Origin of the sequence: Lacihabitans sp. CCS-44, assembly GCF_024343735.1 — a bacterium.
Taxonomy (GTDB): domain Bacteria; phylum Bacteroidota; class Bacteroidia; order Cytophagales; family Spirosomataceae; genus Leadbetterella.
In genome coordinates this window covers 200782-222563 of the sequence record NZ_RJUE01000060.1, presented here as the reverse complement: position 1 = coordinate 222563, position 21782 = coordinate 200782, and the positions used below count along the sequence as shown (strand labels likewise).

At 37.8% G+C, this 21782-nt stretch carries 17 protein-coding genes; 6 read left to right on the top strand and 11 right to left on the bottom strand.

Annotated features, from left to right (window positions below):
* The first annotated feature begins 219 nt into the window (after positions 1 to 219).
* The 3 genes from priA (at position 220) to EGI26_RS15235 (ending at position 4566) form a co-directional block, all read left to right on the top strand.
* The gene (gene priA, locus EGI26_RS15245; protein WP_255079725.1) at positions 220 to 2721 is read left to right on the top strand and encodes a primosomal protein N'; all 2502 of its coding nucleotides are present in this window, start codon (positions 220 to 222) and stop codon (positions 2719 to 2721) included.
* 14 nt (positions 2722 to 2735) lie between these two features.
* Positions 2736 to 3098, top strand: a complete 363-nt coding sequence (locus tag EGI26_RS15240; RefSeq protein ID WP_255079724.1) for a phage holin family protein — start codon at positions 2736 to 2738, stop codon at positions 3096 to 3098.
* Positions 3099 to 3201: 103 nt separating this feature from the next.
* The gene (locus EGI26_RS15235) at positions 3202 to 4566 is read left to right on the top strand and encodes a CotH kinase family protein (RefSeq protein ID WP_255079722.1); all 1365 of its coding nucleotides are present in this window, start codon (positions 3202 to 3204) and stop codon (positions 4564 to 4566) included.
* A gap of 6 nt (positions 4567 to 4572) precedes the next feature.
* On the opposite strand, the gene EGI26_RS15230 is transcribed toward EGI26_RS15235, so the two are convergent.
* The 8 genes from EGI26_RS15230 to EGI26_RS15195 all read right to left on the bottom strand — a co-directional run bounded on the left by EGI26_RS15230 (position 4573) and on the right by EGI26_RS15195 (position 11930).
* Complete coding sequence (locus tag EGI26_RS15230) at positions 4573 to 5484, bottom strand: DMT family transporter (RefSeq protein ID WP_255079721.1); 912 nt, start codon at positions 5482 to 5484, stop codon at positions 4573 to 4575.
* A 7-nt stretch (positions 5485 to 5491) separates the two neighbouring features.
* On the bottom strand, positions 5492 to 6325 hold the full coding sequence (locus EGI26_RS15225) for a 1-acyl-sn-glycerol-3-phosphate acyltransferase (RefSeq protein WP_255079720.1): 834 nt from the start codon (positions 6323 to 6325) through the stop codon (positions 5492 to 5494).
* 53 nt (positions 6326 to 6378) lie between these two features.
* Positions 6379 to 7698 carry a vanadium-dependent haloperoxidase gene (locus tag EGI26_RS15220; RefSeq protein ID WP_255079718.1) on the bottom strand — a complete coding sequence of 440 codons (1320 nt, stop codon included), beginning with the start codon at positions 7696 to 7698 and terminating at the stop codon, positions 6379 to 6381.
* Between the two features lie 15 nt (positions 7699 to 7713).
* Positions 7714 to 8901 carry a serine hydrolase gene (locus tag EGI26_RS15215; protein WP_255079717.1) on the bottom strand — a complete coding sequence of 396 codons (1188 nt, stop codon included), beginning with the start codon at positions 8899 to 8901 and terminating at the stop codon, positions 7714 to 7716.
* Between the two features lie 3 nt (positions 8902 to 8904).
* On the bottom strand, positions 8905 to 9423 hold the full coding sequence (locus EGI26_RS15210; RefSeq protein ID WP_255079716.1) for a hypothetical protein: 519 nt from the start codon (positions 9421 to 9423) through the stop codon (positions 8905 to 8907).
* Complete coding sequence (mreC, locus tag EGI26_RS15205) at positions 9424 to 10275, bottom strand: rod shape-determining protein MreC (RefSeq protein ID WP_255079715.1); 852 nt, start codon at positions 10273 to 10275, stop codon at positions 9424 to 9426.
* 76 nt (positions 10276 to 10351) lie between these two features.
* On the bottom strand, positions 10352 to 11383 hold the full coding sequence (locus EGI26_RS15200; protein ID WP_255035915.1) for a rod shape-determining protein: 1032 nt from the start codon (positions 11381 to 11383) through the stop codon (positions 10352 to 10354).
* A gap of 151 nt (positions 11384 to 11534) precedes the next feature.
* Positions 11535 to 11930: a MerC domain-containing protein gene (locus tag EGI26_RS15195; RefSeq protein WP_255079713.1), complete on the bottom strand. Its 396-nt coding sequence runs from the start codon at positions 11928 to 11930 to the stop codon at positions 11535 to 11537.
* A gap of 212 nt (positions 11931 to 12142) precedes the next feature.
* On the opposite strand from EGI26_RS15195, the gene EGI26_RS15190 reads away from it, so the two are divergent.
* Together EGI26_RS15190 and EGI26_RS15185 are read left to right on the top strand one after the other, a co-directional pair.
* Positions 12143 to 14551: a 3-hydroxyacyl-CoA dehydrogenase/enoyl-CoA hydratase family protein gene (locus EGI26_RS15190; RefSeq protein WP_255079712.1), complete on the top strand. Its 2409-nt coding sequence runs from the start codon at positions 12143 to 12145 to the stop codon at positions 14549 to 14551.
* Positions 14552 to 14628: 77 nt separating this feature from the next.
* Entirely contained in the window at positions 14629 to 15804 is a 1176-nt protein-coding gene (locus EGI26_RS15185) for an acetyl-CoA C-acyltransferase (protein WP_255079711.1), read from the top strand.
* Positions 15805 to 16066: 262 nt separating this feature from the next.
* Here EGI26_RS15185 and msrA read toward each other — a convergent pair whose 3' ends face one another.
* The 3 genes from msrA to EGI26_RS15170 all read right to left on the bottom strand — a co-directional run bounded on the left by msrA (position 16067) and on the right by EGI26_RS15170 (position 20266).
* Complete coding sequence (gene msrA, locus EGI26_RS15180; protein WP_255079709.1) at positions 16067 to 16597, bottom strand: peptide-methionine (S)-S-oxide reductase MsrA; 531 nt, start codon at positions 16595 to 16597, stop codon at positions 16067 to 16069.
* Positions 16598 to 16740: 143 nt separating this feature from the next.
* Entirely contained in the window at positions 16741 to 18936 is a 2196-nt protein-coding gene (gene ppk1, locus EGI26_RS15175) for a polyphosphate kinase 1 (RefSeq protein ID WP_255079703.1), read from the bottom strand.
* A 136-nt stretch (positions 18937 to 19072) separates the two neighbouring features.
* Complete coding sequence (locus tag EGI26_RS15170) at positions 19073 to 20266, bottom strand: PAS domain-containing sensor histidine kinase (protein WP_255079696.1); 1194 nt, start codon at positions 20264 to 20266, stop codon at positions 19073 to 19075.
* A gap of 208 nt (positions 20267 to 20474) precedes the next feature.
* Here EGI26_RS15170 and hemA point away from each other — a divergent pair, with 208 nt between their 5' ends.
* Positions 20475 to 21728: a glutamyl-tRNA reductase gene (gene hemA, locus EGI26_RS15165; protein WP_255079695.1), complete on the top strand. Its 1254-nt coding sequence runs from the start codon at positions 20475 to 20477 to the stop codon at positions 21726 to 21728.
* Positions 21729 to 21782 lie beyond the last annotated feature (54 nt).

The following is a 21782-nucleotide window of genomic DNA, read 5'->3' as shown; positions in this document are numbered from 1 at the left end:
TATGTTTAACTTATTTTTCCAAACATTAAACAAAACTTAATTTGGTTTAATGATATCTTGAATAAATACAATTATATTGTTTAATCTTTCTTTTTCATCCTTAAACAAACCTACGAGAAATTTCAACTTTTGGATTGCTTGATTCTTTTAGTTTTAAAGTTTAACTATATAATTTCTGATATTTTTATTGTTTTCAAGCCTCAAATTTTAAATTTGTACATGATAAGTGAGAGTAGCGAATTTTCAGAGGTAGAGCAGACTTTTTTTGTGGATGTGGTATTGCCAGTTCCCATACCTCAGTACTTTACGTATCGTTTGTCACGAGAGATGAGTCAATCTGCAAAAGTTGGCTCTCGTGTCGTAGTTGAGTTTGGTAAGTCACGGGTTTTGACAGCCGTTATTGTTAAAATTCATACCAATCCTCCGCCCAAGTATCAAGCCAAGTATGTACAAGAACTGCTTGATATTGAACCGGTTGTTACGGCATCCCAGCTGTGGCTCTTTGAGTGGGTAGCGGAGTACTATATGTGTCATGTTGGCGAAGTGATGAATATAGCATTGCCAGCAGGATTAAAAATCAGCAGTCAGTCTAGAATTCAGTATAATCCTGATTTTGCACATCCCGAGTTACTGTCTGAACAGGAAACGCAACTGATGGAGGTACTTCTAAAAGAGGAATCTCTAAGCTACGATGAAGTTGGTCGATTATTAGATAAGCAAAACATCAATAAAACCATAAAAGAGCTGGTGGCCAAGCATGCCATTATACTTTTTGAAGAAGTAAAAGATAAATATCGGCCGAAGATTGTCAAGAAAATACGCCTGAAGAGAGTCTACGAAGGTACAGAGGAGATTTTAGCTTTTATAGAAAAGCTTGAAAAAAGCACCAAACAGCAGGAGGTTTTGTTGGAATATCTGAGCCATATACCTATTAATGAGCTACATTATAGAAACAAAGAGGGTCTAGCGAAAAGTACGCTTAAGGCCGCTGATATTTCGGAATCGTCTCTCAGAACTCTTTTGGACAAGGGTATTTTTGAGGAATTCGATATTGTGGTATCTAGATTTGATGGAGAGGACCTAGGCTCTCAGGCTCAAATGCAACTTTCGGAGCCACAGCAAAAAGCATCCGACCAAATAATGGACTCTTTCACCCAGAACGAAGTGGTACTTTTTCATGGTATTACGGGCTCGGGCAAGACAGAAATTTATATTGATCTTATTCAGAAAGTTTTGGATTCGGGTTCGCAGGTCTTGTTTTTGTTGCCTGAAATCGCCCTCACTACCCAAATAGTGAATCGATTAAGGGTTGTTTTTGGTGATTCTATGGGCGTTTATCACTCTAAGTTTTCTGACAACGAACGCGTGGAAGTTTGGAAAGGTGTCTTAGACGGTAAGTTTCAGTTTGTGGTGGGTGTAAGGTCGGCTATTTTTCTGCCATTTACCAATTTGGGTCTCATTATAGTGGACGAAGAGCACGAGTCTTCATACAAACAGTTTGACCCAGCTCCCCGCTATCATGCTCGTGATGTGGCCATTATGCTGGCTCTGAAGGTTCGTTCAAAGGTGCTTCTTGGCTCCGCTACACCTTCCATTGAGTCTTTTTTTCAGGCAAAAAACGGCAAATATGGATTGGTTAGTTTAAATGTAAGATACGGAGATGCTCAGCTGCCAGATATTAGGCTGGTGGATATGAAAAAAGAACGGAAAGAAAAGACGATTGTAAAGGAGTTTAGTTCGGAGCTTTTGGCCGAAATGTCCCAAAACTTGGCTAATAAGCAACAGACCATCATTTTTTTGAACAGACGTGGTTATGCTCCGTATCTCAATTGCCAAGAGTGTAACTGGATAGGGCACTGCGACCAATGTGCGGTTTCGCTCACTTATCACTTGGCAGAGAAGACTTTGGTTTGTCATTATTGTGGACACAAAGAATCTGTTCCGAAAATCTGCCCCGACTGCGGATCTACCAAGGTAAAGGCGATGGGAGTTGGTACAGAAAAGATTGAGGAAGACCTCTATGAAATATTTCCAGAAGCCAAAATATTACGGATGGATTTGGACACCACAAGGTCAAAAAATGCCTATCAAAATATCATCGGGGAGTTTGAAAAAGGAGAGGTGGATGTGTTGGTAGGTACGCAGATGGTCTCAAAAGGCCTAGATTTTGACCATGTGAGCTTGGTAGGAATTTACAATGCCGACAAGATGATTCATTTCCCTGACTTTCGGGCTGCCGAGCGAGCGTTTCAGCTGATTACCCAAGTGAGCGGTCGAGCCGGTAGGAGGGAGCAAAAAGGCAGGGTGTTGATACAGACGGGTAGCCCACAAAATAGAATTTTGCAGTTTGTACTTCAGAACGATTACGAGGGTTTTTATGAATCTGAGGTTATTGATAGAGAGGGGTATAATTATCCGCCATTTTCGAGAATTATTGAGATTACTGTTAAGGATATAAATCAAACTTTGGCCCATCAAGCAGCCGCTAGGCTTGCTCAGGCCTTGGAGAATCAGCTTGGTAAAACCCGCGTTATGGGTCCAGAAAAAGCATTGGTAGAGCGTATTAGGAACAAATATCTTTTTGAGGTTTGGCTCAAACTGGAGAAGGACAAAATGAATATTCAGGCTACAAAAGCGTTTCTACAAAAAGAAATAGTAAATTTGGTTACCGAAAAAAAATTCAAATCGGTGCAAGTAGTTGTAAACGTAGATGCCGTTTAAATTGATAAAAAATTATGAGTATAAAGTCATCGATATCTGATTATTTCAAAATAGATGAGCTAAAGGATAATCTAGTAAAACTTATAGAGGCCAAGTTTGAACTCAAGAAATTGGAGGTTCAGGAAAAAATTGAGGGGCTTATTTCTGGGCTTGTTGTAAAAATCGTCATGGCCGTTTTCCTTGTAATGGTATTTTTCTTTCTAAATATACTTTTGGCCATAGGAATCAATTATTTTACTGAAACCATTTGGGCTGGCTATGCCATTTTGATAGCCATTTATTTGATTCTATGGTTTGTTTTTAATACTCAGAAGACTAAAGTTGAGGCCATTATTAAACAAAAAGTCGGGGAGGCTTTGGATGAGAGCGGGGTATAGGAATATATGAGACATTTTAAGTCCTTTTTACAATATGTAAAATTGAATCTCGTTTCGTTATCTATGATTTAATTTCCTTAAAGAAAACCCATTCATCTATAAAATGTACAAGACTCTCTTAATAATTGTCGTGCTGTTTTCGTGTGGTGGCAGCTCTGAAGAATCTATTCATAAAGCACTTCAGGTTTTTGGAGAACCGATTCCGCTAATAAAGATTTCGTCAAGTAAAAAAATCAAAGACGAGCCCAAAACGGAAGCTCAAATGCAGATTTTCATAAAGGACAGTTTGCTTTTTTCTTCTAAAATAGGCATAGAATATCGGGGTGCGGTGTCCCAAATGTTCTATGAAAAAAAGTCTTATGGGATAGAACTTTGGGATGAATCAAATAATGGAGTTTCTAAGTCCGTGCTAAATATGTCGGCTGAGGAGGATTGGATTCTACATGGGCCATATGCCGATAAGTCGTTGATAAGAAATGTGTTGGCTTATCAAGTTTCTAATAACATCGGCCGATATGCATCCAAAACCAAGTTTGTGGAAGTAGAAATCAATGGCGACTTCAAAGGTCTTTATGTGTTGATGGAGAAAATAAAAAGAGGAAAAGAAAGAGTAAATGTTTCAAAACTATCGTCTAAAACTTCTGCCACAGATTCTATTTCCGGGGGCTATATTTTGAAAATAGATAAAACGGTCGGAGCAGGGTATTCTAATCAAGATGATTATAACGAATCGAATGCGATTACTTCTAAATATGACCAGTTGGGGAAGGTTTCTAAAAACACAAAAATTCACTTTCTATACGATTACCCAAAACCCACTACTATCTCAGAACCACAAAAGGCCTACATCGAAAACTATATGCATCAGTTTGAGAAAAGCTTGGCTTCATCTGATTTTTCGGAGCCAAACCTAGGCTTTAGAAAATACATAGACGAAGATAGCTTCGTAGATTATTTCCTACTGACAGAGCTTTTTCAAAACTTTGATGGATACAGAATAAGCACCTATTTGCAAAAACAAAAGGGAGAAAAGCTCAAAATGGGTCCAATTTGGGACTTTGACCTTTCTCTCGGCAGCAAAGGTTTTTGTTATAACATGAATGAGGAAAATCAGAACTATTGGATTTTTGAATACAATAAATATTGTGGTGACGATATGTGGGTTGTACCGTTTTGGTGGCCGAGACTTTTGCAAGATAAATTATTTGTAGAAAAACTAAATTCCCGCTGGAATGCCTTGAGAAAAAAGGAATTTTCAGAAGTAGTATTGATTCAAAGCATTGATAGTCAGATAAAATATCTTAAAAACACAAAAGCCCTTGAGCGGAATTTTGACCGTTGGAAAATCTTGAATAAAAGAATAGAACCTAATGATACCAAGGGTAGTCATGACCAAGAGATTGTTTTAATCAAAAATTGGCTGAAACAAAGATTGGTGTGGATGGACCGAGAATTGCCAAATCTTTAGTCTGAATTATTCCGCCGGCTTTACCTCATTTTTTCTGAAAGAAATATAGACACCACAGGCTATAATAAGCAAAATGCCCAAAAGACTTATAGCGTTTGGAAAGGAATCACCGAGTATTATCCCAAACATTACAGAAAACACGATATTGCTATAGCCAATGGCTGATACTTCGCCAGTATTGCCATAGGTAAATGCCTTGGTCAGAAGTATTTGACCAGCTAAAGCTGATAAAGCAAGCGTAATAATCCAGAGCCATTCCACGCCCATTGGCCAGTTGAAACCGCCAAATAGAAAAGCTAGAGAATCGATATAAATATATTGCCCCAAAACCATCGAAATGATAGGTAATACTATGCCCGAAAACATAAAGGATAATACAATCGAGCGGGAGTCGTAATAGCCACTTAATTGCTTTATACTCATATAAGCAAGTGCCGTCATTATGGCATTTGCGAGCCCAAAAGTGTGGTATTTTATAGAGGTGATGTCAATCCTAAACTGTGGTAAAAATATACAGCAAATACCAATGAAACCGACAATGACTGCCAACCAGTTTTTAAAATCAAGTTTTTCCTTTAGAAAATAACCACCCAACAGAGCCAGAATAATTGGATAGGATTGCTGGTAGGTAATGGCTTCTGCAAGACCGATTTTTGTTATACTAAAAAAGAAGGTGTAAAGTGCCAAGGTGCCAATAACCCCTCTGAAAATCAAAAGGCTCATTTTGCCTCCAACTTGAACCAACGGCCGTCTATAAATAGTGAAAAGTACAAAAAGCACACCTATAATATTTCTAAAAAAGACCAACTCTACAGAGCTGATTCTTTTACCTAAGACTTTGGTACATGCACCAGAGACAGAGAAACAAAATGCCGCCCCTAGCATATACAAAAGCCCTTTTTTAGAAATATCGCTCAAGAATTTTTTATATAAAGGTTCTCAAAATAAAATAACAGCCAAGCCAATAAAGGGGTAAAGTTACAATTAAGAAGCCCACATAAATAGAATCGTAAAAAACGGTTCCTTTGGTTTTTGCTTTCACAAACGCACCCAAAAGTAAATGTAAAGGATAGTGTAGTATATAAGTCAAGTAAAAAAACCAAGAACTACCAAAAGTGGCCGGATTAAAGTCCCTTCTAACCAATTTTGTCAACCCCGTAGTTAATTTTTCATTAAAAGTCTTAATGGCCTTTCCATCCATGGCGAGCTCGTCAAAGTCGGCTTTTTTAATAGCCGGCCCAAAGTTTAGTGTTATGTTTTTGCCAATTTTACTAAATTCGTCATAGTTTACTGCCACTGGCACAATTACCATGTCTGAACCTGACATCCAAGTTTGCATAGCTAATCTGCTGGTTCCTTTTTTTAGGGGTAATAGTTCGGTTTGATTAGAGCAAAGCCCTTCGCTAAAAATTAATACTTGGCTCTTATTCTTAAAAATCTCCGAACAACGCTCAAATGTCTCGTCATTTTTGCCCAAATACTCTTTGCCTTCAGAAATTCTGTATATGGGCATCATAAAAAATTGAGAAAGGATTTTGCGAGCAATAGGTTTTTTGAAAGCATCGCCGCGAGCCAAAGACCATATTGGTCTATCTACCTTACAATTTATGATAAGGGCGTCTAAAAATGAGTTGGGGTGAAAGCCTGCCAACATAACTGCTCCATGAAGTGGCAAATTCTCCATTCCATTTACCTCTACTTTTTTGATATAAAACCTTAGTACAAATCTTATAAACTGTCGTAAAACTATATAAATCATTCTTGAATATATTAAAAAAACAAAAGCCCATTTTCAGGGCTTTTGTTTCGTTCTTATTTTTTTGTCTTTAGCTTGGCGGCTATGAACTGCCCAAGTTTGGTGCCGGCCTTGTTACCTTCATCACAACCCGACTGGTAGTGAATACCACCATACACCCTACTGATAGATGATTCCTCGGCGGCTTTTCTAAACGAGGCAAATTTCCTTACGCCATGGTCATATTTAAACTCTGTAGAGTCTGTAAAAGCCACGTTATCTCCAAAACATGCCGTCAATGCTTCTGCCGATGCAGCAGAAATTGTACTGTGACCTGATGTGTATTCTGGAAACGGTGGAGTTTGCAAAAACGGCATCCATTTAGGGTCAACATCAGCATTTATTACAGTTTCAGGCCTAATTTTTTCAGTTCTGTATTTTTCATGCCAGCAGGCTATAAAACCATCAAATAACGAAATCGCAACTCTTAAATAAGCATCTTGAGCCTCGTAAATATTCTTGTTTGTTTGTTGGCAGGCTGTTCTTGTAATGGCCATCCAATGTCCTCCAGGAGTCATTTTTTTATTAGCAAACATTACATGACCTTGCACGTTCATCACAAATGCGTTATCGTCCCAAAACCAAGCGATATCTTTTTGTTCTTGTGTCAAATTGTTTACTGTCTCATAAACGGCCTTAACTTCTTTTCTGAAAGCACTGTTGGGGTCTTTTGAAAAAGGAATTACTGGAGCAGGCTGAAACTGACCAGCTGAGTCAATAGCCAATGTCCTTATGGTCGGCCAATAAGGTTCCATGGCGTCGGCGTATTGTGGCGGAGTAGGTACCCATTTGTCACCAGATGATTTTACTGAGTATCTCAATCCTCTAGTTTGTAGGTAATTGTCTTTTTTAGAATAAGCCAAAACATGCTTGGCTACTGCTTCTCCAAACTCCATTGATCTATCGTAAACATCAGAAGGCACGCCCGCATCCTTAAACTGTTGATAAGTTTGCTTTTCGAAGTCGTCGTATTTTGTAACCGTAAAAGTTAGCGTTCGGGCAATGGTCATGATTGCCTTTACACTTGCCAATGAGTGGCAATATTCTTTTCCGGCTTCCGGTTTCGGAAATCCTTCTAAGCCATTTAGTTGGCCGGCCATCGTTTGGTAGTTTGAATTACCAGGAATTAACGCTTCATAACCAGCTATAGTAGCATAAGCATAAATTCTTGATGAGACCGGAGGCGAAAATATGTCATGAATGATTACGTCAGTAAGTTTTTCGTAGGCATCGTGTATAAACTCTGGGTTATCGGTAACCTTGCTATATTCTTTGGCGGTTTTTGAATTACAGGCAGATAAAAACACTACTGCAAGTAAAATGACATACTTTTTCATTGGTTTGGTTAATATTTACTGATCCAAAATATTTTCTTCTAAAGTACTCTGTTTATCTCTTCCGTGTAAAATGCTCACTATTTCTTTAACATTATATACGTCTCTGTTGTACTTATTGCTTAACAAAATTACTACAAAATCTTCTCTTAAATCAAAAAACATTATAGTATTGTAGCCTTTCCACCACCCAGTGTGGTAGATATAGTCTGTCTGTTGCAATTCGTTAACCCACAGCCTAAAACCATATCCATAATTTCTAAGACCAGGATGCTCAAAACTTCTCGGTGTGTACATTTCTCTTAGATTCTCTTTGCTTAAAACACTTTCGGATTTCAGTACGTTATACCATTTTAACAAATCACTAGTAGTAGAGTATACACCCTTGTCGCCCATTATATCGTCATAGAAATCCTTCTCAAGCTTTCTTCCGTTCTGGTATCCTACGGTTTTGTTTACATTTAACATAGGATTTTTAGAAACACCAGTGAATGTGTTTGTCATACCGGCGGGCAAAAGAATTTTTTCCCTAAGGTATTCATCGAAGCTTTTGCCTGAGACTTTTTCTACTATCGCTGCCAATACCGCAAAATTGGTATTGTTGTAAGTGAAAAAATGATCCGGCATATTGAGAGGTTTGGGTGCTGGTGCAGCCGATCCAAACCAATCCATCATCTGTGTGTTGGTAGGGTATATTTTTTCGGTTCTCACTTTCAGATCAAACTCATACTGATAATAGGGTAAACCCGAGCGGTGTGAAAGTAAGCTTCTGATAGTTACTCCATCATAAGGAAATTTCGGGAAGTAGTCTTTTACAGTATTGTCTAGGCCAATTTGACCATCTTGCACCATTTTCATTATGGCCACTGCTGTAAAGGTTTTGGAAAGTGAGGCTAATTGAAATTTAGAGTCTTTGGTATTTGGAATGGTGTCTTTTGCAAATCCAGATGCATTTTCATATAAAACAACTCCCTTTTGGGCTACTAGGACGCTTCCGTTAAAGCCAGAACGTATTTTTTTATTTATGATTTCTGAAATCAACAGAGTTTTGTAATCGGCGTTGATTTCTTTTTTGATTTTTTTTATTTCACGATCAGTGAGTACTTTCTCTACAGGTTTTTTGACAGTTTCGGGCTTTTCATTTTTGTTACACCCAAACATCAAACATACACCACTCACCAACACCCAAAACCGTAAAAAATGCATCTATTAAGAATTTTGAAGACTTTTAAAATATACATGAAGGAGGAAAGTTACAACTGAAGTAAACAAAACACTTGCTACAACTTTTAGCGAAGTATTGAGGAAATACTTAAGAGAACCAGCTTCGAGGAAAAATAAGTAAAGGTGATGGATGAAAGTTAGAATAATAATATATCTGATAAATCTTTCCATTCCCATACCATCTAATGATATTACAAGTTCGGTGTCAAGTCCTTTGGTTGGGAACAATATCTTGATGATATAACTTCTCAAAAAAGCCAACAGTAAACTTGCTGAGGCATGCATACCTGCTGTGTTATAAAATAAATCTACAGCAAGTCCAGACAAAAAAGCTATCAAAAGAACAATTGACACAGGGGTGTTGCTCGGCAAAAACAATATAATTGAGATATATACAAAACAAAATGCCACCTCAAAAAATACTAGGTTGCGTACTATAAACACTTGCAAAAACAAGTATAATGCAACAGTTCCAATAACTTTAAATAATGTTTGAGTATTCACTTAATTTGCGGGTTTTGCTTCTACTTGACTTTGCTTATCTATCAGTTTGTTGTTGACTACATATACATATACCAAACTTGAGAAATCAGTAGAAAGTCTTACATTAATATCAAAAAACGCTTCGCTTGGGGATGCTGAAATTTTACTCACTCTGCCAATCATAATCCTTGGCGGGAAAATAGAATTCTGCATAGAAGTTACCACGCTATCTCCTTTGCTTATTGGTTTAAACCTATCCACAGTGGTCAGCTGCAAAATACTTGGATTTGTGCCGCCCCATTTACCAATGCCTAATGCTGTTACGTTTTCTTTTCTAAGGTTTTTTCCAAGAATCTCGGATGAAACCTGAAAATTAGAATGCAATATGGACGAAACACGCGAGAAGTTTTCGTTGCATGACATCACTTGACCCACGACACCTTGAGGACAAATAACTCCCATTCCTGGTTTTATTCCATCTTTGGTTCCTTTATCGAGTGTGATATAATTATCAGTGAGGTTTTCGGTACTACTGATAACTTTGGCAACTAAAAAATTAAATCTTCCAGCCATTGTAGAATCTGGCTTGTAACCAACCTCCTTAAGAGCGACTAGTTCATGAGATTTTGAAAGTTCTTCTCTCAGTTTCTTGTTCTCCAAAGCAAGTTGGTCGTTCACCTTGCCTAAGTTCATAAATTCTCTAACATTTTGCGAAACTCTGAGAGACTTAGCTACTGCAGAGTTTGTGGTGTTAAAAAATGTAACGTCCCAATAAACGCTGTTTTTGGAAATCAGATAAAAGCATGTAATCTGTAAAAACAGAAACATGAAAAAATGTCTGATTCTATATAATATTCCGAAGAGTTGAGACATGAATTGCTATATTTAAAAAAAAGGTATCCAGATTGTTTAAGCATGGATACCCTAATAAAATATTTTCTAACAAAAATTATTGAACCAATACCGCCTGATATTTATCAAGATTTTTTAATATTTCGCCAGTTCCTCTCACTACTGCTTTTAATGGATCGTCTGCAACGTGAATAGGCAACTTAGTTTTTACTTCCAGTCTTTTGTCAAGTCCGTGTAACAATGCCCCACCACCTGTCAAATAAATTCCATTTTCATAAATATCTGCAGAAAGTTCTGGTGGAGACATTTCTAATGCTCTCATGATGGCTTCTTCAATTTTAGAAATTGATTTGTCCAAAGCATAAGCTATCTCGCTATAAGTCACTTTTATTTCTTTCGGAATACCCGTCATTAAGTCACGTCCTCTGATTTCAATATCAGCAGGCGGATTTTCAAGGTCTGGTAAAGCTGAACCTACTTGAATCTTAATAAATTCTGCAGAACGCTCACCTATTAATAGGTTGTGCTCTCTACGCATGTAGTCCACAATATCTCTTGTAAATAAATCACCAGCAATACGAACAGAAGATTCACAAACAATACCTGAAAGTGCAATAACTGCAATTTCTGTTGTACCACCACCTATGTCAACAATCATTGAGCCGTTTGGTTGCTCAATGTCTATGCCGATACCGATTGCAGCCGCTATTGGCTCATGAACCATGTAAACCTCTTTTGCTCCAGCGTGTTCTGCCGAATCCTTTACAGCTCTTTTTTCCACTTCAGTAATTCCCGAAGGAATACAAATCACCATACGGTGTGATGGAGAAAAGAAAAGATTACGACCTGTATTTATCATTTTTATCAAACCTCTGATCATAAGTTCAGCAGCAGTAAAGTCTGCAATAACTCCATCTTTAAGAGGTCTGATAGTTTTTATGTTTTCGTTGGTTTTTTCATGCATTTGCATAGCCTTATGGCCTATGGCTAGCACTTTGCCAGATACCTTGTCTAGTGCGATGATCGACGGCTCATCTACCACTATCTGGTCTTTATATATAATCAAGGTATTTGCAGTACCTAAATCTATCGCAATATCGCTTGTAAGGAAACTAAAAAATCCAGCCATTGAAGCTTTGGGGTTATACTTTTATTAAATGAAAGTGCAAATTTATAATTTATTTTTCAAATATCTTTAAAGACATCGTTTTTATTAAAAAACTAACGATTCTCCATACTTTAGTCCAATATTTGATAAAAACATCATAAAATGCTGTATTTCAATGTCTGTGATTTGAGCACATTTTTTGGTGTAAATTCCAGTTGGAAAGATAGGAAATTGCCATCAAAATAGAGCCAGAAATAACAAACATCGATTCTTGTTTTTGAATAACAACAAAAAGGCCAATATATTGTAAAATACTTGCCCCAAATAGTAATAATAATGGAGTAGTTTTACGGTGAATTCTATAATCTTTCGTAAGCAAAAGTACAGCAATCACAAAACTCCCAGCCACCAAGAAAATCTCAAGAGTATGATTCATAAAACCCTTGGCCACTAGAGGTAAAAGGGTAATTATAAAAGGCATGGCTAAGCAATGTATTAAACACAGAAACGAGAGGGTCATTCCTGTTTTATGGAGCAAATGAGAGTGTTTTCTGATTTTTTTTAACATCAAAGTAGATTTGTAAATGCAACAACGCTGCAAATATAAGCATCTTATTCAGTTTTTCGTTCCAAGGCTGCTTAGAATATTATTTTTTTAATAGTATGCTTGCATAATAATTTTGGAAGTAATAGATTTGTAATTGTTATGCTTGCATACTATTTTTTGTTTTATAAACATAGTATTGTTTTATTTGACCTTTAAATAATAATTTAGGATTTATGAAAAAATCGATAAAGAAAGTAGCCGTTTTGGGTGCTGGTATTATGGGAAGCCGAATAGCTCTTCATTTTGCCAATATTGGCTGCGAGGTTTTGTTGCTCGACATGGTTCCGAAAGAACCTAACGATGCAGAAAAGGCCAAAGGATTGGATGTGTCGAGTCCTTTGGTAAGAAATAGAATCGTAAGTGATTTGTTTCAAGCAGCTTGTAAAGCAAGTCCTTCGCCAATCTATAGCCAAAAATCTTTGGCAAAAGTAAAAGTGGGAAATTTTGACGATGATATGGTCAAAATCAAAGATGTTGATTGGGTCATTGAAGTCGTGGTAGAAAAGCTAGAAATCAAGAAATTGATTTACGATAAAGTTGAGCAACACCGCAAGCTAGGAACTTTGGTAACTTCAAATACTTCAGGAATTCCGATTCATTTAATGGCAGAAGGTAGGAGCGAGGATTTTCAGAGAAACTTCTGTGGAACTCACTTTTTTAATCCACCAAGATATTTAAGACTTTTAGAAATTATTCCTGGTCCAAAAACCGAACAGGCTATTATAGATTTCTTGATGCATTACGGTGACCTTTTCCTAGGAAAACAAACCGTTTTGTGCAAAGATACTCCAGCATTCATTGCCAACAGATTGGGTATTTATGCCATGGTTCAAACCATCAGAGCCACAGAAGAGTTGGGTCTAACGATTGAGCAAGTGGATAAACTTACTGGCTCAATAGTAGGTAGACCAAAGTCGGGTTCATTCCGACTTTCAGACGTGGTTGGACTTGATACTACCGTAAATGTATGCAATAATCTCTCGGCCATTTTGACCAACGATGAGTCTGTGGAGGCATTTAAATTACCGACCATCATGGCCAAGTTGATGGAAAACAAATGGTTAGGTGATAAAACGGGCCAAGGTTTTTATAAAAAGACCAAAGACGAAAACGGCAAAACAGTAATACTTGGGTTGGATTTTGCGACAATGGAATATCGTCCATCTGAGAAAGTGAAATTTGCGACCTTAGAAACCACCAAAGGAATTGATACGGTGGCAGGAAGAATTCCTGTTTTGTTAAAAGGAACAGATAAGGCAGGTGAGTTTTATAGAAAAACTTTTGCCGATGCATTCAAATATGCCTCTTTCAGAATTCCTGAAGTTGCAGACGAATTATATAAAATTGACGACGCCATTTGTGCCGGATTTGGCTGGCAATTGGGCCTTTTTGCTACCGCAGACGCAGTAGGAGTGAAGGCTTTTGTAGAAATGATGGAGGCTCAAAATCAAAAACCTGCTAAGTGGGTTTATGATATGCTGGCAGCTGGATGTGAATCTTTCTACAAAATAGAAAATGGTAAAAAGCTGTATTATGATATCCCTTCAAAATCTTATAAGGTAATTCCTGGTACTGAATCATTTATTATTTTAGACAATATCCGCAAAACCAATGTAGTTTGGAAAAACGCAGGTGCTTCTATTTTTGATTTGGGGGATGGTATCTTGGGTGTCGAATTCCAATCAAAAATGAATACTTTGGGTGCTGAACCTATCGAAGCTTTGAATAAAGCCTATGGTTTAGCTGAAAAAGATTTTAGAGGTTTGGTGATAGGAAACGATAGTCAGGAAGCATTTTCAGCTGGAGCAAATTTGGCTATGCTGTTTATGTTTGCAGTTGAACAAGAGTATGACGAGATTGACCTCATGATTGCACAGTTTCAGGAGACCATGATGCGTGCCAGATATTCGTCAATTCCTGTAGTTACCGCCGCTCACTCTTTGGCCTTAGGTGGTGGGTGCGAAATAAACCTTCATGCCGACAAAGTTGTAGCATCGGCTGAAACCTACATGGGCTTGGTGGAATTGGGTGTTGGTTTGATACCCGCAGGTGGCGGAACAAAAGAAATGGCCTTGAGGGCCTCTGATTTGTACCAACCTGGCGACGCCGAATTGAATATTCTGCAAGCCGCATTTATGAATATTGCCCAAGCCAAAGTTTCTACTTCAGTTCAAGAAGCTTTTGATATGAATTATCTGAAAACTAATCGTGACCAGATCGTGCTAAATCGCAGCCGTCTGATAGCAGAAGCCAAACAATCGGCAATAGAATTGGCCGAAAATGGTTACACGCAGCCAATACGTAGAACTGACATCAAAGTGCAAGGAAAAACTGGAATTGCACTTTTCAAAGCAGGAATCAAGTCTATGCGAATGGCCAATTATATCACTGACCACGATGCGTTTATTGCCGAGAAATTGGCATATGTGATTTGCGGTGGAGATTTAAGTTATCCGCAATTGGTGAGTGAGAAATATTTGCTTGAATTAGAAAGAGAAGCTTTTCTTTCGCTTTGCGGAGAACGCAAAACCATGGAGCGTATGCAAGGCTTATTGAGTGGAGGCAAGCCGCCAAGAAACTAGCCTCGACTCCGCTGGCTTCGGCTCCGCTCAGCCAACGATTAGGATTAATTTAAAATAGATTAAAAAATTTAGTAAAAATGGACGCATATATAATTGATGGATATAGATCGCCAGTGGGAAAAGCCCCCAAAGGTGTTTTTAGATTTACAAGACCTGACGACTTGGCGGCAGATGTTATTAAGCATTTGTTGAGCAAAGTGCCTGCTTTAGATCCTACGAGAGTAGACGATATTATTGTAGGAAACTCTGTGCCAGAAGCCGAACAAGGTATGCAAATGGCCAGATACATTTCGCTATTGGCTTTAGGTAAAACCGTTCCTGGAGTTACGATAAACCGTTATTGCGGCTCTGGTGTGGAATCTATCGCTATGGCAGTTGGAAAAATATCCGCTGGTATGGCAGATTGTATCATAGCTGGGGGTACAGAATCTATGTCTATGGTACCAACAACAGGCTATAAAACGGCCTTGAATTACGGCATAGCAAGAGAAAATCCTGACTATTATGTAGGCATGGGACTAACTGCGGAAAACGTAGCTCAGAAATATAAAATCACAAGAGACGAGCAGGATCAGTTTTCATATCAGTCTCACCAAAAGGCACTTGCGGCTCAGGCTGCTGGATATTTTGATAGCGGAATTGTGCCAATAGTAGTGAAAGAAACCTACTTTGATGCGGCCTCTGGCAAAAAGAAAACCAGAGAATATACTGTAACCAAAGACGAAGGTCCAAGAGCAGATACAAGTGTAGAAGCATTGGGAAGATTAAAGCCAGTTTTTGCGGCTGGAGGTAGCGTAACAGCTGGAAACTCTTCACAAACTTCTGACGGAGCTGGATTTGTAATTGTGATGTCGGAGCGATTGATGAAAGATTTGAACTTGACACCTATTGCTAGAATGGCATCTTATGCTGTGGCTGGTTGCGAGCCAAGTTTGATGGGCATCGGGCCGGTCTTTGCTATTCCGAAGGCATTGGCTCAAGCTGGTTTAAAGCTTGATGATATTGACCAAATAGAACTTAACGAGGCTTTTGCATCGCAAGCATTGGCGGTGGTAAAAGAGCTACAAATAGACCCAACAAAATTAAATCCAAACGGTGGAGCAATAGCCTTAGGGCATGCATTGGGCTCTACTGGTGCTAGGCTCTCTGTGCAGATTTTCAACGAAATGCGTAGACGTAACCAAAAATACGGGATGGTAACCGCCTGCGTAGGTGGAGGCCAAGGTGTAGCAGGTATTTATGAGCTTTTGTAATAGATTGATTGTGTGAAAGATAGAATTTCGCCTCCAGCAATGGGGGCGTTTTTTTTGTTCGTGTTTGCGATTTTTCAAATCGCAGTATTTATGATTTGGATTTTGTATTCTTCAGCGATTTGAAAAATCACTTTACGTTTTCTTTAAACTGCCCTTGTTTTGTTAAAAACTATTCATAGAAAACAGGTCTAAGTTACTTATAATCAACAAAAAAGGAGACTTCTGATTGTAAGTCTCCTTTTTTAAATTTTTCACTAGCTTATTACTTAAGTTTCTCCTTAAAGACCTTCTGGAATTTCTCCACTTTGGGTCTTACTACCATTTGGCAATACGGATTTTTGTCGCCGTTTTCGTTGAAATAATTTTGGTGGTAATCTTCTGCCACATAGAACTCCGTGAAGGGTTCTAGTTGCGTTACTATTTTGTTGGTATAGGCACCTGCGGCATCTAATTCTTTTATGACATCCTCGGTTATTTGTTTTTGCTCATCGTTATGATAGAAAATAGAAGAACGGTATTGCGTGCCTTCGTCTGCACCTTGGCGGTTTAGCGTGGTGGGGTCATGTACTTTAAAAAATATTTCTAAAAGCTGCAAGAAGCTAATCTTTGCTGGGTCATAAGTAATCTGAATAACCTCAGCATGACCTGTTTCTCCAGTACAAACTTCTTTATAAGTAGGGTTTGCATTTTTGCCTCCTGCATAGCCTGATTCTACCTTTTCTACACCTTCTAATTGCTGATATATAGCCTCTACACACCAAAAACAGCCTGCGGCTAATGTTGCTTTCTCCATTTTATTGATTCTTTATCTTGTTCTGATTGTTTTTGAATGTTGCCTTTTCGGCCAAATATTACTACTAATAAATGCAAAACAATCTTATTCTCAATACTGTTTCTTATTGATTGTTAAATTTGGAAAACTGCTGAAAAATTTGCTTAAAACAACTCACCCACTTTCAAGCTCTGTTTTTCTTTGTCAAAGAAATATTTGTGAATATTTATCTGGTTTTCAGTCTCTCTGATGGTTTGATACTCGCCGTTTTCTTTCAAAATATACGTATTGCAGTTGTCAAGTAAGTTTATTTTTAGGATATTTATCAGCTGCTGTTTGATGTCCTCATTTATAAACTCAAAGAGCGATTCTATGCGTTTGTCGAAGCTCCTCACCATCATGTCGGCACTACCGCCGTAAAGTTTTGGTTGACCTTCATTATGGAAATATATAATCCTGGCATGTTCGAGATAATTACCTACCAATGACCTTACACTTATGTTTTCGCTTAAGCCTTTTCGGCCGGGTCTTAAGCAGCAAATTCCTCGTACAATCAATTCTATTTTTACACCTTTATTTGAAGCTGCGTACAATTCCTCAATGATATCTTTGTCCTCCAAAGAGTTTACTTTGAAGCATATTCCGGCTGGAAGTCCTTGAGATGCGTTTTTTGCTTCGTTTCTGATTTGTTCAATCAGAGAGTTACGCATGTTTTTTGGTGAAGTTATGAGGTTCTTATAGCCAGCTGGTTGCGAGTGGCCTGTGATGACATTGAAAAACTCCGCAATGTCCTTGGTATAATCTTGATTGGCCGTCAATAGGCCTATGTCGGTGTAAAGTTTAGAAGTATCTTCGTTATAGTTTCCACTAGCCAAATGGGCATATTGCACCACCTTTGGCCCTTCTTTCCTAACAATGAGCATCAACTTGGTATGCGTTTTCAGCCACCCAATGCCGTAGATTACAAAACAACCCGCTTTTTGTAGTTTTTCAGCCTCTCGGATATTATTTTCTTCATCAAAACGGGCCTTTATTTCAAAAAGTGCTGAAACGTGTTTTCCGTTTTCTGCCGCTCTGAGTAGTGCAGAAGTTATTCTAGAGTTTTTGGCCAATCTATAAATAGTGAGCTTTATAGAAAGTACATTTGGGTCATCTGCTGCCTTTTCTAACAGATTAAGCACGGGTTCAAAACTGTTGTAAGGATGGTGCAAAAGAATATCATTTTCTTTGATTGCATCAAAAATACTAAGTTCTCTGTTAAAATTTAATGGGGCCAAAGTGCTTGGAGAGGGAGGCAACAGAGGCTTAAATTCCGCATGGTTTACAATTTGCCAAAGCCTTGTGTAATCCATTAACTCATTGTTTACATGGATGTTATATTTGTCTATTTCCCATTTTTTCTTCAATATATCCATCAAGTATTCTGATGGGCGTGTCTCTATCACCAGTCCTACCACTCTGCCAGCTTGGCGACTTCTTATCTTTTCTTTTACCTCGTCCACAAAGTCTGCGTCCACGTCGTCATTTTCGTCTATTGTAAAATCTCCGTTTCTTACAATTCTGAAAAGGTCCACTGACTCTATGGCTACGTTTTTGTAAAGTTTGCCAATCTGATTTCTGATAATTTCCTCTGTTGGCAAAAAGTCTATTACATCCTCGTTTTCAAACTCATAGAATTTTGGCAAATTGGTTGGTATCTGTACAAATGAGAGTTTTTTGTTGTCTTCAGTTTCGGGGAAAAGCGTAGTTTGTTGCTCAATAGATACTATTCCCAATATCAAGCTTTTGGCCAAAAGGTTCGGAAATGCATGTGTGTGGTCACACACCATAGGAGTGAGCATAGGATAAACCGTATTTTCAAAAAAATCAGTAACCTCGTCTATTTGTTTTTCATCCAGATTGTTATATTTAATAATTCTGAATCCATTTTTTTCAAATTCCGGCTCAAGGTCTTCTCTGAAAATGCGATTTCGCTCGTCTATAAATTTCTTGATTTGATTGAGCAGGACTTTTCTAAACTGTACCTCTCTGAGGCCCGAGTAATCAATTCTTTCCTTATCATAGTCTATATAGTTGTACAAGCTACCCAAACGAACAGCCATAAACTCATCGAGATTGGAGGCCGTAATGGCCATAAACTTGAGCTTTTCAAATATGTTTAAATCTGTTTTTCTTACCTGATCAAGTACGCGTTCGTTGAATTTCATCCAACTTAAATCTCGACTGATAAGATCTGATTTTTCTATGTTGTTGTCTGATTTTTGGTCTTTTATGGTGGGATTGTACCTGTACTCACTTTCCATATTGAAATCAAGTAAATCTTTAAAAAACGAAACCACACCTTCTGTAACACTACCCATTTGGAATCTTTAATCTTTAAATTTTGGGATATAATATTTTGCAAATTTCTGAAAAATATAATTAAGACAATATTAATTCTTTTCCAAGAAACATTTCTTAATTAACGCAAGTTAGCCCTCTAAATTTGGCTTTTTTCTAAATTATTATTCTAAAAGTCGTACCTTTTCCTATCTCCGATTTAAGTACATAAATTTGGCCACCGTGATAGGTCTCAATTATTCTTTTTGCTAAAGTTAATCCAAGTCCCCAACCTCTTTTTTTAGTTGAAAATCCAGGGTTAAACACTTTGCGTTGAACTGCATTGGTCATCCCTTTTCCGGTGTCTGAAATATCCATCGTTAGTTTTCCTGAGGAATTATAACTCATTTTTATCTCTAGATTTCCAATACCTCCCATAGCGTCCACAGCATTTTTACAAAGATTTTCTACTACCCACTCTATGAGATTTTTATTTATTTTATGAATGTATGGTTTCTCTAGATGGTTGTTTAGCGTCCAGTTTATTTTGGTTGAAATGCGTTTTTTCAAGTACTCAACAGCCGTTTCTATCAATTCACCTACATTTTCTTCTTTCATGGTCGGTTCGGAGCCAATATTAGAGAAACGATTGGTGATGGTTTCGAGCCTTGAAATATCCTTCAGCATTTCGTCACCGATAGAGCTATCAAAATCTGGATTAATTTTCAATACTTCTATCCAACCCATTAGCCCCGAAATCGGGGTGCCTAATTGGTGTGCCGTTTCTTTGGCTAAGCCTACCCATACACGATTTTGTTCGGCTTTTCTTGAGGATGAATAGGCTATAAACGCCAGTGAGCCGAATATTAAAAACGTGATTATCAGTATGTATGGGAAGTATCGAAGTTGAGTAACGATGGTGGAGTTGCTGTAATACACGTAGCCTTTGTCTTTACCTACCACAAATGCTATGGGTGTGTGTTCAGCTTTCATTTCATCCATTTTTGATAGAAGAAACTTCAATTTTTTATCTCCGGTTAGTTTCTTAGTAGAGTCGTCGAGTTCAGGGATGTTCCTATAATCCATGGGGCTGCCGCCTGTTACCAATATCGTAGGCACGGTTTCATTGGCCGAAAGTACCTCTTCAACAAAAGTGTAGTCGCAATCACTCTGTGGGTCTTGTTCTATCGTGAACCTTATACTTTCGGCATAGAGTTGTGCATATTTTTCCTCCCTGTCTTCAAGGGATTTTCTGACATCGTTGAAATAAAACAATAAACCCAAAACAAAAACTAATAGTAATGCAGTGACTATCAGCCTTTTGGTTGATATGTTTACATACAAGTCGTGAAATAATCTATTACTTTTCATCAATATTCAAAAAAATATTTCTTCTGATTTTGGTTATTATTTTTCCGTGTTAGAATCTAAACTTGGAATTTGGTCGTAGTTATACATGATGGAAGGCAGGAAATTCTAATTTAGAATTTTTCTAAATTATAAAAACTGCTTATTGTCATAACAAATATAGGGTAGCTAGGGCGTATTTTTGCATAAATATTTTTCAAATATCAAGGTAATGAGCGAGAGTTTTAGAGTAGTTTCAATTTCTTACAAAAAAGCACCTTTGCAAATAAGGGAAAGATTGGCTTTGGACGAAAGCGAAACAAAGGCGTTTTATTTGAAACTTAAAGAGGTATTAGGAGTAGTGGAGGCCTTGGTTATATCTACCTGCAATCGCACGGAGGTTTATTTTAAGTCAGACTCAGACCTTTCATCGGAAGTTATCAAACTATTGGCTGTCAATAAAGGCGTATCTTCTTCAGAGATTGAAAATTATTTTGAAATTATCAATGAAGAATCATCTGCCACAAACTATCTTTTTGAAGTTGCACTTGGTTTGCAGTCACAGGTAATTGGAGATCAGCAGATTATCAATCAAGTAAAGAATGCCTACCAATGGTCAGCAGACATGCAAATGGCTGGGCCGTTTGTACACAGAGTGTTGCACACGGTATTTTATGCCAACAAAAGATTGGTACAAGAGACCTCGTTTAGAGATGGAGCGGCATCTACAAGCTATGTGACGATAGATTTAATGGAAAGTTTCTTGCCGATGTTGGCCAACCCGAGCATTTTGGTTTTGGGACTTGGGGAGATTGGCGAAGACATAGCTAAAACATTGTTTGAGAAAGGAATTAAGAATGTTAGTGTTTGTAATAGAACGAAAGAGAAAGCGGTAGAAATAGCGAAGTCTTTCGAAATGGAAGTGTTGGATTACATGGATTTATCTGAGAAGATTCAATACTTTGATGTGGTCATTTCTTCTGTAAGAGCCGAATCTCCTGTTGTAAAAGCTGCTTATTTGGCCAACAAAAAAGCGATAACCTATTTGTTTGACCTTTCGGTACCAAGAAGTATAGAGTCTGAAGTAGAAAATGTTCCTGGGGTTGTATTATACGGCCTTGACGAGATACAAAAACGATCAGACGAAGCCTTAGAGAAAAGAAAGTCGGCTATTCCACAAGTAAAAACCATCATCAGTGAGATGGTATTGGAAGTGGGTAATTGGTCGAAAGAGATGATGGTTTCGCCAACGATACAAAAACTTAAAAACGCATTAGAACAAATACGTCAAGACGAAATGTCGAGATATTTGAAAACCATGAGTGCGGAGGAGGCAGAGAAAATGGACAAAGTAACTGCTGCCATGATGCAGAAAATTATAAAATTGCCAGTTCTTCAACTCAAAGCCGCTTGCAAGCGTGGAGAGGCAGATACACTTATTGATGTATTGAACGATTTGTTTGATTTGGAGAAAGTAAGTGTTTAATAGTGAAGATATAACTTGGATAAAAATATTGAAAAAGGCGACAATTTATTGTCG

Excerpts from the sequence above, each read along its gene's own strand:
- priA (WP_255079725.1), top strand. The coding sequence starts at position 220 with ATGATAAGTGAGAGTAGCGAATTTTCAGAGGTAGAGCAGACTTTTTTT.
- EGI26_RS15195 (WP_255079713.1), bottom strand. The coding sequence starts at position 11,930 with ATGTTAAAAAAAATCAGAAAACACTCTCATTTGCTCCATAAAACAGGA.
- EGI26_RS15235 (WP_255079722.1), top strand. The coding sequence starts at position 3,202 with ATGTACAAGACTCTCTTAATAATTGTCGTGCTGTTTTCGTGTGGTGGC.
- EGI26_RS15185 (WP_255079711.1), top strand. The coding sequence starts at position 14,629 with ATGGACGCATATATAATTGATGGATATAGATCGCCAGTGGGAAAAGCC.
- EGI26_RS15225 (WP_255079720.1), bottom strand. The coding sequence starts at position 6,325 with ATGATTTATATAGTTTTACGACAGTTTATAAGATTTGTACTAAGGTTT.
- EGI26_RS15190 (WP_255079712.1), top strand. The coding sequence starts at position 12,143 with ATGAAAAAATCGATAAAGAAAGTAGCCGTTTTGGGTGCTGGTATTATG.
- msrA (WP_255079709.1), bottom strand. The coding sequence starts at position 16,597 with ATGGAGAAAGCAACATTAGCCGCAGGCTGTTTTTGGTGTGTAGAGGCT.
- hemA (WP_255079695.1), top strand. The coding sequence starts at position 20,475 with ATGAGCGAGAGTTTTAGAGTAGTTTCAATTTCTTACAAAAAAGCACCT.
- EGI26_RS15240 (WP_255079724.1), top strand. The coding sequence starts at position 2,736 with ATGAGTATAAAGTCATCGATATCTGATTATTTCAAAATAGATGAGCTA.
- ppk1 (WP_255079703.1), bottom strand. The coding sequence starts at position 18,936 with ATGGGTAGTGTTACAGAAGGTGTGGTTTCGTTTTTTAAAGATTTACTT.
- EGI26_RS15215 (WP_255079717.1), bottom strand. The coding sequence starts at position 8,901 with ATGCATTTTTTACGGTTTTGGGTGTTGGTGAGTGGTGTATGTTTGATG.
- EGI26_RS15220 (WP_255079718.1), bottom strand. The coding sequence starts at position 7,698 with ATGAAAAAGTATGTCATTTTACTTGCAGTAGTGTTTTTATCTGCCTGT.
- mreC (WP_255079715.1), bottom strand. The coding sequence starts at position 10,275 with ATGTCTCAACTCTTCGGAATATTATATAGAATCAGACATTTTTTCATG.
- EGI26_RS15200 (WP_255035915.1), bottom strand. The coding sequence starts at position 11,383 with ATGGCTGGATTTTTTAGTTTCCTTACAAGCGATATTGCGATAGATTTA.
- EGI26_RS15170 (WP_255079696.1), bottom strand. The coding sequence starts at position 20,266 with ATGAAAAGTAATAGATTATTTCACGACTTGTATGTAAACATATCAACC.